The 13,134-nt window shown below is 41.6% G+C and carries 15 protein-coding genes and 1 pseudogene; 6 read left to right on the top strand and 10 right to left on the bottom strand.

Annotated elements, in window-relative coordinates; all coding sequences use genetic code 11:
- Window positions 1–291, bottom strand: a 291-nt coding sequence (locus tag GNF10_RS29720; RefSeq protein ID WP_185592015.1) for an AIPR family protein, incomplete at its 3' end; no start/stop codon positions are given.
- Between the two features lie 504 nt (window positions 292–795).
- Between GNF10_RS29720 and GNF10_RS29715 the strand changes: the two genes are divergently transcribed.
- Window positions 796–987, top strand: coding sequence for a hypothetical protein (locus GNF10_RS29715; protein ID WP_185587269.1), 192 nt, complete (start codon window positions 796–798; stop codon window positions 985–987).
- Between the two features lie 45 nt (window positions 988–1,032).
- Here the strand turns inward: GNF10_RS29715 and GNF10_RS29710 are convergent, their stop codons facing one another.
- Together GNF10_RS29710 and GNF10_RS29705 are read right to left on the bottom strand one after the other, a co-directional pair.
- The gene (locus tag GNF10_RS29710) at window positions 1,033–1,740 is read right to left on the bottom strand and encodes a transposase (protein WP_311774236.1); all 708 of its coding nucleotides are present in this window, start codon (window positions 1,738–1,740) and stop codon (window positions 1,033–1,035) included.
- Window positions 1,704–2,237, bottom strand: a complete 534-nt coding sequence (locus GNF10_RS29705; RefSeq protein WP_185587267.1) for a helix-turn-helix domain-containing protein — start codon at window positions 2,235–2,237, stop codon at window positions 1,704–1,706. The genes GNF10_RS29710 and GNF10_RS29705 overlap by 37 nt, the downstream gene beginning before the upstream one ends.
- A 156-nt stretch (window positions 2,238–2,393) precedes the next feature.
- On the opposite strand from GNF10_RS29705, the gene GNF10_RS29700 reads away from it, so the two are divergent.
- The gene (locus GNF10_RS29700) at window positions 2,394–2,591 is read left to right on the top strand and encodes a DUF2811 domain-containing protein (protein ID WP_185587264.1); all 198 of its coding nucleotides are present in this window, start codon (window positions 2,394–2,396) and stop codon (window positions 2,589–2,591) included.
- Between the two features lie 47 nt (window positions 2,592–2,638).
- On the opposite strand, the gene GNF10_RS29695 is transcribed toward GNF10_RS29700, so the two are convergent.
- On the bottom strand, window positions 2,639–3,862 hold the full coding sequence (locus GNF10_RS29695; protein ID WP_185587262.1) for a damage-control phosphatase ARMT1 family protein: 1,224 nt from the start codon (window positions 3,860–3,862) through the stop codon (window positions 2,639–2,641).
- 116 nt (window positions 3,863–3,978) lie between these two features.
- Here GNF10_RS29695 and GNF10_RS29690 point away from each other — a divergent pair, with 116 nt between their 5' ends.
- The 3 genes from GNF10_RS29690 (at window position 3,979) to sugE (ending at window position 6,474) form a co-directional block, all read left to right on the top strand.
- Window positions 3,979–4,290, top strand: coding sequence for a hypothetical protein (locus GNF10_RS29690; protein WP_185587260.1), 312 nt, complete (start codon window positions 3,979–3,981; stop codon window positions 4,288–4,290).
- Window positions 4,291–4,564: 274 nt separating this feature from the next.
- Complete coding sequence (locus GNF10_RS29685; RefSeq protein WP_185587258.1) at window positions 4,565–5,467, top strand: phytanoyl-CoA dioxygenase family protein; 903 nt, start codon at window positions 4,565–4,567, stop codon at window positions 5,465–5,467.
- A gap of 686 nt (window positions 5,468–6,153) precedes the next feature.
- The gene (gene sugE / locus GNF10_RS29680; protein ID WP_185587256.1) at window positions 6,154–6,474 is read left to right on the top strand and encodes a quaternary ammonium compound efflux SMR transporter SugE; all 321 of its coding nucleotides are present in this window, start codon (window positions 6,154–6,156) and stop codon (window positions 6,472–6,474) included.
- A 42-nt stretch (window positions 6,475–6,516) separates the two neighbouring features.
- Here the strand turns inward: sugE and GNF10_RS29675 are convergent, their stop codons facing one another.
- On the bottom strand, window positions 6,517–6,780 hold the full coding sequence (locus GNF10_RS29675; protein WP_221643390.1) for a galactokinase family protein: 264 nt from the start codon (window positions 6,778–6,780) through the stop codon (window positions 6,517–6,519).
- A 119-nt stretch (window positions 6,781–6,899) separates the two neighbouring features.
- Between GNF10_RS29675 and GNF10_RS29670 the strand changes: the two genes are divergently transcribed.
- A complete protein-coding gene (locus GNF10_RS29670; RefSeq protein ID WP_185587255.1) occupies window positions 6,900–7,127 on the top strand; it encodes a hypothetical protein in 228 nt (75 codons plus the stop codon).
- A 463-nt stretch (window positions 7,128–7,590) separates the two neighbouring features.
- Here the strand turns inward: GNF10_RS29670 and GNF10_RS29665 are convergent, their stop codons facing one another.
- From GNF10_RS29665 to GNF10_RS29645, 5 genes and pseudogenes are all read right to left on the bottom strand, one after another.
- Window positions 7,591–9,480: a lipoxygenase family protein gene (locus tag GNF10_RS29665; protein ID WP_221643391.1), complete on the bottom strand. Its 1,890-nt coding sequence runs from the start codon at window positions 9,478–9,480 to the stop codon at window positions 7,591–7,593.
- A 19-nt stretch (window positions 9,481–9,499) separates the two neighbouring features.
- Complete coding sequence (locus tag GNF10_RS29660; RefSeq protein ID WP_185587254.1) at window positions 9,500–9,700, bottom strand: DEAD/DEAH box helicase family protein; 201 nt, start codon at window positions 9,698–9,700, stop codon at window positions 9,500–9,502.
- Between the two features lie 1,169 nt (window positions 9,701–10,869).
- Window positions 10,870–11,772, bottom strand: coding sequence for a hypothetical protein (locus GNF10_RS29655; RefSeq protein ID WP_185587253.1), 903 nt, complete (start codon window positions 11,770–11,772; stop codon window positions 10,870–10,872).
- Between the two features lie 153 nt (window positions 11,773–11,925).
- Window positions 11,926–12,168, bottom strand: a complete 243-nt coding sequence (locus tag GNF10_RS29650; protein ID WP_179070305.1) for a helix-turn-helix transcriptional regulator — start codon at window positions 12,166–12,168, stop codon at window positions 11,926–11,928.
- A 670-nt stretch (window positions 12,169–12,838) separates the two neighbouring features.
- Window positions 12,839–13,027: pseudogene (locus GNF10_RS29645) on the bottom strand (HNH endonuclease); the annotation flags it as partial.
- Window positions 13,028–13,134: the final 107 nt, after the last annotated feature.

The following is a 13,134-nucleotide window of genomic DNA, read 5'->3' as shown; positions in this document are numbered from 1 at the left end:
ACCGCCCTCGTTAGCTTCTAAGACTTCTAGCTCCAGTTCAGTTTTGTTCTTGATAGGCTTAACTTTATTGGCTGACAAAACGATTCCGCTATGACGAGAGAAGAATTTTTCGGGTTCGGTAGTCAGGGAGTCGAAGACTTGTCTGTAGGTCACGCTTTTACGGTTCGGTTCCCTGATATTGGGTTCTAGGGGTAGGTCTGTGGGGAAGCTGTCTACATGAGCAGTGGCGATGATGCAATTGGGGTTGGCTTGAAAATAGTTGTCTATTTTAATATTCCAAGTCTTGGGCATAGTTTATTTCTTGGGAACTAGAATTTCTATGTTAACCAAAACCCTGACTCTAATATCGCATTTCTCAAAACGCCCAGTACCTTTAGAGACTGGACTACAACATATCTCAGCATCTGAGTAGCCAAATTATTTTAACCTACGGTAGAGCGGACACACTTAAAAAGACGAAATTCACAGCAACATTATGCCTAATTTGTACAATGCCTAAATCTTAGTTTGGATAAAGATTATTTTAATTCCTGATGTTTAAGCACTCCCCTTATGGAAAGCTATTTTCAACTATAAACAACAGCTTGTTGCTGTACATATTTACAAAAGCTAACTTAAGATAGACTATTATTCATACTTAAGCTAGTTGTCAAAAGTGCTAATGTTAAAAAGTTTTCTAGAACATCTATAACTAGGCTTGATCTCTTGATCTGTTAGTTTCACTTGAAACGCATTTATACCTATTTTCGTTATGAGAATGGCTGCTTTACTAATATTCAGCAAGCGCACAGTACCATGACTACCACCAAGATTCATTCAGTTGTCTGTATTCACTCTCGTGTTTTAGCCGTATTTTACACTCCATGCAAATGCTGGCAGTTTCGGATTGTTAGCTCCGATGGCACGGTATTGGGTGACTATCCGATTTACTATAGCGCTGAGGCGGCAGCAAAAGCTGGGCGTGATTCGATTTATCAAAACCGTTGAAGGGTGAAACTGCACTAGTACAGCACGGCGGAAATAAGCAGACCATTAAACAGCCAAAACTTTACCCTTATATGTCCACTTAAAAGGTTTAGCCATTGTTTGATTAAAGTAGTCGATAAACTTGAGAATTCGATTTTTCAAATCATCTTGACTAACGAAACTTGCCCTTTTGAGTAATTTCCGAACCAAAATACTGAACCAAATCTCAATTTGATTCAGCCACGAAGAATGTTTGGGTGTGTAATGGAAGACAATTCGATGTGTTGGGTCACTTAAAAAAGCAACACGAGATTTCATAGATTTGAGTATGCCACTTTTCCCCTTGATACCTAGGTCAATATTCAAGCCTTCAATTTGAGCAACCAAACGAACCAGTGATTCAGATTGATGAGTATTCAGGCAATCCATGATTAAATGCCACTTTTTTGCGTCAGGGTCAGTTTCAATGATTCGGCCAATATTCAGGACAAAATCTGATTCGGTTCTTGAATCTCCACAAGTTGGCTCGACAATCTTACCAGTAGCAACATCGAAATTGGCTATTAAGGTCTGCGTACCATGACGAATGTATTCAAATTCCCTTCTCTCTACTTTACCTGGTCGCATCGGCAAGTCTTTTTCTAAGCGTTCAGTAGCTTGAATACCTGTCATTTCATCAATGGATATTGTGCGTTCCCCCTTTATATGATGCTCAATAGCGCTTATATATAAGCCAGTTATGTCTTCCATTTTTGCGTCAAATTCTTCGTCCACAGGGGGGGGTTAACCAGTAGCGACAAGGCGTGGGGTTTAAGTTCTGCTTCTTCAAGCAATCTTCCAATATGGCGAACAGATATGCTTTCAATAATACCTTGTTTCATAATTTCGTTTGCTAGTTCTCTTGCTGTCCAATGGCTTATTGACCGTCCGTAATCTTCAGGTGGAGAACACGCCAATGCAAATAATTCGATTACTTGTTCCATACTAAATTTTACTGGTGTGCCAACACGCTCCTGATCTTGTAATCTTTGAACAATCGATAATTCTTTACCTTCGCTTTCCAACCATCGGTTTCGCCATAAACGAGCCATCTGCCTATTAATATCTAAATTTCGAGCTATTTGTCGATGGTTTTGACCCTCAGATGCCATGAGAATTATTTTGGCTCGTATTGCTATCTGTTGCGGCGTGTTGTGTCTGTTTATCAACTTTTGCAGTTGCTCACGCCCGCTATCACTTAAATTTAGTATTTTAGGAGCTAATCTAGCCACACCTTGATTCCTCAAACTGTCCACACAAAACGGGTTTTATCCTGATTATTTATTCTCCCACTAATATGGTCTGCTTATTTCCGCCGATCTGTACTAGTAGTGCATCACCAGAAGCTTATTGTCTCTATAATTTGCTCTTCCGGAAGCTTTAATCGGATGAACTCAACCCAAAACATCTTTACTACCCTTCCTAAAACCCTACATCAATCTCTCAACAGCTACTTAGAAAAACATCCTGATTGGGATGAACGTCGCCTTATTACCGCAGCCATTTCTTTGTTTCTGCTGCAAAATGCTGATGGAGATTGCCGTGTTTCCCAAGTTTATCTCGAAACTCTGTTTCGCCGGGGCTAACGCTATTCCTTAGACGGTAATGGGGAGTACTGCCTCTATATTAATTACTAAGCCACGAACTGAATCACACCCCATTGTCCATTGGTCAACCAAGAATGGTCAGAGTTTGCTACTTTCTTAATAACCTCAGATTTTAAACCTACTGCTACTTCCGACTTCAGGGTGCGTAATGCTACTATTGGTGCAGGCAAGTAGCAGACTATATCTGCAAAGCTGGCAGTAATATCCCAATGGCGATCGCCTAATAACCGACGGTAATTCGCATCTCCTTTGACTATAACTAAACTGGCATTAGTTAACTCATTCTTGAGAGAGCTGGGTATTTCCCAAAATGGTAAAGGTGATGTCCAAAAGTAAGCTTCAGATAAGACTAAACGCCCTGATGCAATATGCGTCTCCAACCTTTGAGCGAAAGATGTCATTTGAGTAGTGGCTAAAAAACTTGTTGTGTCATGTACATCTTTAATCATGGCATCAGAAACAAAAGTAGGATGCGGTTTCAGGTGCAAGTAAACTTGATTAACTAAGTTACTACTTAATAAAAAATCTACTAAGCATAAGTCACAGACAAGTTCAAAACCAGCATTGTCTAAGACAAAATCAACGCGGACTGCTTCAGAAATAGTTAACAATTCACTAATTTGGGAGGCATCATTTACTAAAATGTGAGCTATTTGATTTTGAATATCAAAACGGCTCCGGTCGTCCTCGAATGCTGACCACAAACTCAAGTCAACTCGATTTCCCCACAAAGCGAAATATAAGAGTGCAATTAAAGCTTTTTGGTTTAGTTGGACATCAATTTCAAAATCTTCCAGCCATTTATTCACCTGAGTAGATAGAAGAGTAGCCGAGTCAAGAGACGCTTCTAGACCCTGAGATTTTTGCAATTGGAATGGATCAACACCTTGCCATATACCAGGGCGAAAGTAATCAGTAATTTCTAAAATTAATCGATAAAAATAAGTTTCTGCAAAAAACCAGGGAACGTCTATCCAACGTTGACCCTTGTAAGCTCTTAGATATGTATCCCAAGCTGGAAAATCTACACCAGTATCATTCGCCAGAGGTTGTAAATATCCTGTCGGCAGTTCTGTAGCAAGCCTTTCTAATCTTGTATTAATTTCTGAAGGAAAATTATTTTCAACGATAACTCGACGGGCAATTGCGGGCATTCTTTGAGTGACTGTCAACTCAGTAAAAGAACCAACTTCTGAACCAAACAGTGACGGTGGTAGTGATAATTTCGGGGCTTTATATAACTTGACCACAAAATTCTATTGCTCTCGGAATAATTTATTTGTTATTCAACCTTACCCCAAAGCACTGCGATTCAGACGCGATAGATCCTTTTACTCTGCTCTTGCAATCAATGGCGTTTTACAGGATGCCAACAGATGCGGGTAGCGCCGTTATTTATTTTGTGATCGATAATGCCATGCCCTTGCTGTTATATGTTGGTGAAACAAGACGATCTGGTAAACGGTGGAAAGGTGAGCATGGATGCAAGCAATATCTAGGTAGTTACCACTCACTGCATCATAATTATGGACTGCAACGAGAAGTGAGCATCGCTTTCTGGTGGGATGCACCTATTCCCCGACGCTCACGGCAGGAATTGGAGTTGAGTCTGATTTTGAAGTGGCGCAGTCCATTTAATAAGGAGAACTGGGAGCGCTGGGGGCAACCATTTGGGTAGAAAAAGTAAATTTTGGGTATGTATGGCGATGATAGCAGAAGTATTTATTAACTTTATTTACAATTTTACGGTTAAAAACTGGAGCATCTTTTGGATGTTATTGCCTCAAACCCTTCTATTTAGAAAAATATAGCCCAATTACGCGCTCTCTATCCCAAATTATTATTAGTTCTTGGGGTCATTGCGGCCGGGTAGCAGAACTCTATGCCTATAGTCCCGCCCACGATGACCCTGTTATAACCTTGTTTTAAAACGCTCTCAGAAGGAAATTGGGATGAATACCACCGCACACGAAGTTGCCCTTGACTACACTAACACCGTCCAAGCCGAGAAAACAGAAGACATCTCCCCAACCGCGCTTGATGAGCAGTATGATACTGCCACCATAATGGGCGGGCTCTACGGCGACGGGATCATTGGGTTAAAAGGAGCGTTTGAGCCGACGTGGGCAGATCGCCTCGGTGAGGATATTGAGATTCTCTTCTTAGAAGCGCTTGCCCGTCCTAGAGGGGCGGTAGGGCGGGGGCCTAACCGATACTACGTAGAGATTCACCCGGAGAGAATCAGGGGGTTTCTCGACCTCGTGACACATCCTTGGGTAGTGGCAGTGTCAACTGCGGTTCTCTCTTTGGACTACAAAATTGTGGAGATTGGGTTCGACGTGCCTCTGACTGCCTCCATGAATCAGCCGTGGCACCGCGACTTTCCCGCGCCCGAAGCCACTCTGACAGGACGCAGGCTCAACTCCCTTGCCTTCAACTTAACCACCGTGGATGTCGAAGAAGATATGGGGCCGTTCGAGATAGCGCCCGGTACTCAGTGGGATCGACCAATTGGTTTCAAACACGAAATGTTTCCGCCCAAATCTCTTTATGGTCGATACCAGGAGCGCACCTTGAGGAAGCTCCCAAAGCGTGGAGATATATCTGTCCGGTCAGCGCTGACCATTCATCGGGGTACAGCCAACCAATCTCAAAAATCGCGGCCCGCGCTAGTGCTTGGTGTGGATGCTCCAGATGCCCAAAACGCTTTGCGGCACGATCTCCAGTTTACTCGGTCTTACTACGAGACTATCCCTGTAGAACACCGAAAGCACTTCGCCTGCCGGATCGTTGACGAACTAGAACCTATCGTACAAGCGCATACGATCGAAGGACTTGTTATGGGGGAAGCTTAACATAACCTGAGTTCAGATTAAAACACATTATTAGCACATAGAGATTACTGCCTTTTCCCTGCAAAACAATGTGCTAATAAGGTATTTCACTGTATAAAAATTACTGTTAAATGCGGTATAAAAAACTTTACTGTCCAACCTAAAATCTATGTATAACAAAAGCTTAAGGGGCGATGCCAAAGGCGGCAAGCTACGCTCCTAACTGTTAGTCTTCCTTTAAATAATGGGTGCGATCGCTCCTCTGGTTTCCTCTAACTACTGTGCCCAATGGTAATCACAATCCTTTGTAGCAAGTCATTCGCACAAAATCCCGTAAAGCCTGCGGCATAGCAACTCTTAGAGATGCTACGCTCTCGCTTGCTTCGACCTAGTAGTACGCTTAGGGCGCAGCCTCTGTATATGTTACCTTTTTCAACTTTAGAAGCTCTACCTATTGAGCGACAACGAGCAGAGGATTCATAATTTACAATGCAGCCAGGATTTAACTAATTGATAGTCAAATCCTGGCTGCCTTATAAAAGTTCTAACATTAACAGATAGATACTATAGGACTCAATTAATTGTGTCTTTGGAATTTATGCAGCTAATTCAATGGGGTGGATCTGCAATATTTCTTTATATTTAATATAGGAAAAATCGTTAAAAAATAAAAGTTTTAATTTCTACAGTGTGCAGGAGAATAAATAATGGCGTGGGTATATTTGTTGGTTGCAGGGTTGTTAGAGATTGCATGGGCAATTGGTTTGAAATATTCACAAGGCTTTACTAAACTGGCTTTCAGTATTCCCACAGTTGTTTGTATGATATTGAGTTTTTTCTTTCTATCGATAGCACTACGCACATTACCAGTAGGTACTGCTTACGCCGTTTGGACTGGAATAGGCGCAATGGGTACGGCTTTATTGGGGGTATTTTTATTTGGTGAACCTGCTTCTGTAAAGCGTTTTATTTGCATTGGGTTAATTTTGGCAGGTGTACTGGGACTCAGACTAGTATCAAGCCGTTAATCCTGCCAGACAGAAGCCTGACTTTTCCTATCAGCAGCATAACTAAAAACCACCCTTTGCCACTATGCATTTCAGGGTATTAGATTCCATAGATAATCTCAACGGTTCATAACTCCTGCCATCATTGAGAGAAGTACGAATAATTAATTCATTAGAATTCGGTAAGACATTGGCATAAATTCCTTGATTAGTACCAACAATTAAGGTGTAGCCCTTTTCGAGCAGAGGATTAACACTGCGATATTCTCCTGCCCAATCGCTGTGTTCTCCGAACAAACAAAGACGGCCTGGAACAAAAATTTTCATTTTAAGTTTCCTGTTCTTAATCGAGGTATATTATCCTGATTAACTTGAATAAACAACACATCATTCATCACTCCAATCGCCCACATCAACAGGGCTTTCGGCAATAAGAGAAAGAATCGATGGGAAGCAATGACTACGATCTGCTTGAGCGATCGCACTTCAACGCATTTACGGAAAATTTTTTGAGTTTTATTTTGATTAATCAAATCAGCAAAATATATCTTTCTGAAGTTGAAACTGATAGCTGCATTTTGAAGACAGCAAATGAACAACAACTTCGAGATAACCTTGGTGCTGCTCAGTGGGAGCTAACACTCTTTGGAATTAAATCGGCTCAATCAGGTTAGCGTGATCGCGCCAATCTATCCTTACTGGCATCAGCGCAAGTTCGGAGCTGAACGCATTCCACAATAAAAATATCCCAGTTGCGATCGCATGAAGCCAGTGAGCTTAGTGCGATTTCCCTAACAACTGCAACAGACTTTTGGCCGTCTCCTCCAGTGAGTCTGAATACACCCGACTGATGCGATCACCTACGGTGGGATACTGTTGACAAATGTACTACTTTGTAAATAAAAGTATTTCGTAAGCTCAAACCTTTAATCTGTCGTTGCGGCTTTGAGTTGTAAGACTTTCGCCAACAGTATCCGTGGGCGGTTACGCCATCGCAAATCACCTGCATCTGCTCACACTCGGCAGGTAAGTAGTTAATTTTTTCGTTGCTTCTTAACCTTGGTTGTGATCAAGAGTAATTTAGATGCGTTTGCCCTGGGGTTTTACCTTCTTATCTTTAACCCGAACTCAGGTTAATTAAATAGCGATACTCTGAGGAATTTGGGAGGGTAAGAGATAGGTATAAGGTTTTTGACCTGATTTAACAAGGGCGGTATTCCGATCAGAGATTTTGCATTCTATTTCAGACAATTGTTTCTGAAATTTTGTAAATACATTCTTGTCTAATTCATCTTGAAAAGGGTTTTCCAGGGTAAGTAGACTCTTGCTGGTATAAGGAGGAGCTAAACTCAGAGTTCTGACTAAGACAATTTGTTTGAGGGTTTCCCATCGATTTGGTAATAATTGAACTACATCTAGTTCTTGGGAACCATCGCCAGATTTGACTAGATAGCTTAAAGGCTGGTAAATCGCAAAAGCCATACTCGGAATCCAACCAACATTGTTATATTGGGGAAAATTTACAGCCGCATGTTGAGTTGTAGCAGTGAAAATTATGGTAGTGACAATTTCAATCAAGCAATCCAGATTATTCAAAGTTCCTGTTAATTGCTCGGAATGTTTGCAGGAAAGTAGACCTTTCAAATCTCCTGCTTGAGGAGAAATCAACTCATTTTTCCAAGCTTGAAGTTGCTCGTCTTGTTCTAGACTCTGCGGATCTGGATAATGTCCTTTCAAGATATTACTAACATACTCTTTGATTGTATCCCAGGCTAATAGAGCATCGTCACGATAATAGTAGCCTGGTATATCCTTAACATCTCGCGCTTCCAAATCATAAGGTAAAGCTTTCTTGTAAAATTCCCAAGGTTCTCCTTGATAGCTGGTGTTTAGCCCTTCTCCCGTGTAAGCTCTGTGCAAAAGCTCATTCGAGCCAGTGTAACCCAAAGCTCCTGTAACATCAAAAAAACCACCTCTACCTAAGAATAAGATTCTCGCCATGAAATTCATGACTATTGTATTGAAAAAGTGTGGTTTTAAGAGTTGATAAAGTATATGGTCTTGTGAAAGTGTTCTGTATGTACTAACAGTACAAATTTCTACGATCAGATGGGTTTCATATAAATGAGATACAACCCCTTGATAAGCCGCATCTATTGCTGATACCACCATCTTAGCAGCCAACCATGATTGAGGTGATGATTTGGGAGTCCAAATTGGGTTAGATGTATTGTTATTTGATTCGAGTTTTTGCTGTACTTGGATAGCAACAGGAACCAATTTTTTGTGGTCATTTACATATAATAAACAGAGGGGAGCATAGGCATATTTCCCTATTTGATCCTGTTGTCCAGGATTGAGAATCCCATCAAACAATTTGTAGTCCACCAGATAAAGGCGATTATTCACGAAAGCTGAAGCTAAAGTAAAATCATTACCTAAGACTGGTTTGAGGATTTCCTCTGTGACAGGAAATTTTCCACTTTCAGATATATCCTCTGGTTGACACTTTCTTAAGAAAGCTGGATTAAGTCCATTAAGTCGCTGATCCCCAAACGCTTCGTCTTTATGCCAATCCTGGGCTATTTTTGGTTTCGGTAAGAATGTCCAAGGTTGGAAAAAGCTATGGAAATCTTGCAACTTGTTCCAGTTATTCAGAGTGGAGAAAAAACTCAATAGTCCTAAATCCGCCGTCCCTAGAAAAATCTGTTTTCCTTGGAAAATCTTTTTAGCAACAAAAGCAATTAAATGGATAAATTGGGCGAAGATTAAACCCAATGCAGATGTCAAAGTAACAAAGTTAAATATAATTATTTTCCAGGGTGTGAATCCTTCTCCTTTAGGAAGTCCTACAACATAAGGAGGGGCACCAATATATCTTTCTTCTTGCTTAATCCACTGATATTTTTCTTTACCAGAGTTACTATTTCTACTTGGCATAACTTGTCTAGATCCTCTAATTGTTGTTCTATTTGCTGCGCCATCTCCTCCACCAGTTTTTTGACGCTGCTTGGAGTCTTTCCCCAATTTTCTGGCGGTATCTGTTCTAAACAGCTGTAAATGTTTTGCCTGCGCCTGTAGGAAGTACTAATAGTCCACTCTTTGGTTCTTTACTGTTTAGTTCAAATGTACTGCTAAGTTTTTTAAACGCCTCAACTTGATGCTGAAAGGGAGGTTTAGAGGAAAAGTTAGTATCTTTTTTTCTTAGTTGATCAAGATTGAGCGATTCATATTCTGTATACTCCATAAATACTGTCTTTTTTTTGGGGAACGTAAGTTTTGGTGGATAAATACAATTTGTACTTAAAACTTATGATTCCCAAAATTGTGCGTATGCTAACAGAAGTCAAAGGCTGCACTCGAAGCCAAGCTCTGAAACTTTGATTTCATCAATATTTGAGATTTTATTTTCTCACAGAAACTAAAATTGATAGATAAAAGTGGAAACTCAAACTCCGTAACCCTTCCGGCTAATTGCATTCTCCCAAATTAACAAAACTAAGATGTTTAACTCCTAATTTTGTGAAACTACAGCATCAATACATTAGCTTTTTCCAGTAATCTGTCATACCAGGAGTTGTTCTGACTTTCTTTGTTCATTGAGCCGTGCCCCATCTGGTTAATTGGTTAGTGCAGCCCTGTATGAGCGTTACTCATCCCTACAATTAAGATTTTTCCTCTATATAAACCCAAAAGCTCTTCTTCAAACTCAGTCAAATACGGTCGCTTCAGTTCTCCCAGATGCTTCAGCACAGCACGGGCTGCCTCTTCTAAGTTTTCATTTTCCCGTAGCCTACTGATGCGTAAGCGTAGCCCGCCGCAGGCATCGCTCTTCGGGAAATGCCAGTTATCTACATCTTCTGAGATTCTATTGAGTTTTGTTCATTTCTAGCCAGTTGTAGAGTAGGAACTGAACTCTGTTGAGCGCTATATAAATCATGTAGAGGAGTTCTACAGCACTCAACTAAACAACTGGCTCCGGCTGGATGTCAAGAAGCGGGAAGTTTTATCTTTTCCCTCGTACAAGGGTAGCCACCGAGATACGCGCAAAATGGGACACGTTGTAAAGTTTTGTAAAGCTAATTGCCAAAAACCTTGATTTAACGTTGTTTCAGCCTCAACCATTACTTGACTATTCAAATGAAGACATTCCCTAAATGAGTCATTTATGAGCAAGTGCAAGGGACGAAGAAACGTAAAAGCTTGGTTTTGAGTAGCAAAATTTTTATTCGTCCTTTATCATTTTTGGGCAAGTTAGTAAATCAACAAGATATTCTCTGCAATATTTATTTACAACGTGTCCCAATTTGCAGGTATCTCGGCGGCCACCCTACAACTTCTTCACTGTCCCGTTGTGTTGCTAACTCCATTGAAACTGTAACCCAAAGACATTGGATGCCAATTTGCCAAAATTTTTTAGGGTGTTATCTCTGCCCCGTATTCAGACTCTAGTACATTCAACAACTTCTCCTCCAAAGCTGTCAAATAAGCACGGTTCAGCTTCCCCAGCATCTCCAAAAACTTCTGCACCGACTCCTCCAACGCACCCGAATACACTCGTGTAATGCGATCGCAAATTACCCGCATCTGCTCACACTCGGCAGGCAGGTAATTGTAAGATTTGAGGTGCTGCAAATCAACTGTGTACTCACTATCCCAGAGTTTTACAGTGCAGCTAAAGTCATTCACCTGGCTAACGATGCCCCAGCACCCACCCTTGCCCCTGAGTTCTGGATTATCTTTGGCTAAGATTTGGCATACCTCGCCTAATTGATAAGTGTTAGGTACTTGAGTACGTTCCATAATCCTTTGCACCACATCTTTGACGATTCTACCAGTGGGAACTTTACCGCCAGCAACTTCTACTGCTCTTAGCCATGCTTCCTGCTGTTCCTGGGGTTCAAGCTTTGTCATGGGTCGGACTTGCCCCTCTGCTGTCGGCAAAATGTCCACAATTTGTGGACATTTTTGCAAGTTGTCCACAACAACTGCCGCATCAACTAGCTGGTAAGAACGGGAACGATTGTAGCCAAACCTGTCTAAACAGTACTCATCAAAGGTTTTGTGCGTGGAGCGATATAATCTGCGATCGCGTAATTCCGTCAGCGCCTTCCCTGCCTCAAAAAACGCTCTTTCCACTTTCCTTTCCAAGTGCAGGCGATCGCTTTGCTCCTCTTGGTTCAACTCTGTTACTTCAACGGCACTAACTGTAATCGTTGCTGTAGCTGGGTTTTCTTCAAGGTCTTGGTTATCTGCTGGCGTGTCGTCACTGGATGAAGCAGAGGTGACTTTGTTGCGCTTACGGGGTGGTTTATTCATTACTCCACCTGTTTTTGGTTTAGTCGCATTTGCTTAGAACCTATTGCAAATAGGTTTTGAGTGTGGGACTTAACTGCGACCAAGCGCAGTGCCTTTAGTAATAACTCGTCAATAAAAACTGAAGACAGAGTAGGGGGAATGACACTGGCAGGATTAATCATCAAAACGCACTCCAAAATCCACCCCTAAAACTTCTTCAATTTTGCGAAGGGTTGGTTCTGGTAAAACATCATTTTCTTCACGTTCAATCCGATACCAATTAGCACGAGTCATATCGGCCGCTTTAGCCAATTCTTCTACCGATCGTGGATCTCGCTCTCTGGCTTCTTTAATTCTTGCTCCGATGCCAGGGGCATCAACCCGTATAACCCGTTCTATTTGCACATCTATAGACATGAACAATCCTCTCTATTCAATCATTTCGTAGATCCTATGTAAATTGTAGAGTGACACTTGACAAAATGTCTAGTGAGAGGATACAATAAAAATATAAAGAAAGCGCCCGGACTGCGAATCTAGAGCGCTTTCCGTCCCGTTAGGAACTGATTTATTATGACTTACAACATCTACAGCCAACAACAGCTGCAACTGAAATCGATTGCCCGACTCAAGCAAATCTACAGCGAAATCGCCTGCACAGCCGAAGTAAACGACAAACGCTGCAAAGATTCTTGGATTTCTGCGATCGCTGAATATCAAACCAGCAAGATTCAGAAACTCACCCCCACTGCCCCCGATAACCAAGCCCTCGCCCAAGCTGAACTCGACAACTACATCGCTGACCAAGCCCAAGCCGTAGCTCCCGAACTCCTCACAATAGTCGAAATCTCATTTGACCATCACGAATATTACGCTGGTAATCAACTGATAGCCAGCATCAGCCATGACGACAATCACTTAACGCAACGCTGGGTAGTCATGATCAACGATAAAGAAGTATTTCGTGCCAACACTCTAATGCGTTGCGATCGCTTCATCTGGGTTGAGTCGATGGCGGGTATTATCCCGCGCACCTCTCAGTTAAATCTGGGCGTGCGACTTTCACCGCACCCAGCTTCCGATGTTCTCAGCTTGCGCTTTTGCTTTTGCTCATGTGTTCGTAATCGTGGCAACTCTCGTGAATTGCTTCCAGATTATTTTTCTTCCAGTTGGCGTGATCTTCATCGATGTGATGCAGGTGAACCCGTTCCTCATCGATGAATTTTAAACCGCAGGAGGCACATCTATGGTTTTGCTTCTTCAACGCTTTAGCAGTAAACCAAAAAGTTTTTCCCAAAGAGCGATCGCTAGACTAAATGTAGCTTATGATACTTATAAATACAGAGTATTCTGACTAGCAGGCATATTATAGATTATGATTAC

This window comes from Nostoc sp. UCD121 (genome assembly GCF_014222285.1).
Lineage (GTDB): Bacteria > Cyanobacteriota > Cyanobacteriia > Cyanobacteriales > Nostocaceae > Nostoc.
This window is presented reverse-complemented; position numbering and strand designations above follow the sequence as displayed.

Coding starts and splice junctions, on each gene's coding strand:
- GNF10_RS29700 (WP_185587264.1), top strand. CDS start 2,394: ATGAACTCAACCCAAAACATCTTTACTACCCTTCCTAAAACCCTACAT.
- GNF10_RS29715 (WP_185587269.1), top strand. CDS start 796: ATGACTACCACCAAGATTCATTCAGTTGTCTGTATTCACTCTCGTGTT.
- sugE (WP_185587256.1), top strand. CDS start 6,154: ATGGCGTGGGTATATTTGTTGGTTGCAGGGTTGTTAGAGATTGCATGG.
- GNF10_RS29670 (WP_185587255.1), top strand. CDS start 6,900: ATGGGAAGCAATGACTACGATCTGCTTGAGCGATCGCACTTCAACGCA.
- GNF10_RS29655 (WP_185587253.1), bottom strand. CDS start 11,772: ATGAATAAACCACCCCGTAAGCGCAACAAAGTCACCTCTGCTTCATCC.
- GNF10_RS29660 (WP_185587254.1), bottom strand. CDS start 9,700: ATGGAGTATACAGAATATGAATCGCTCAATCTTGATCAACTAAGAAAA.
- GNF10_RS29690 (WP_185587260.1), top strand. CDS start 3,979: ATGCCAACAGATGCGGGTAGCGCCGTTATTTATTTTGTGATCGATAAT.
- GNF10_RS29675 (WP_221643390.1), bottom strand. CDS start 6,780: ATGAAAATTTTTGTTCCAGGCCGTCTTTGTTTGTTCGGAGAACACAGC.
- GNF10_RS29650 (WP_179070305.1), bottom strand. CDS start 12,168: ATGTCTATAGATGTGCAAATAGAACGGGTTATACGGGTTGATGCCCCT.
- GNF10_RS29685 (WP_185587258.1), top strand. CDS start 4,565: ATGAATACCACCGCACACGAAGTTGCCCTTGACTACACTAACACCGTC.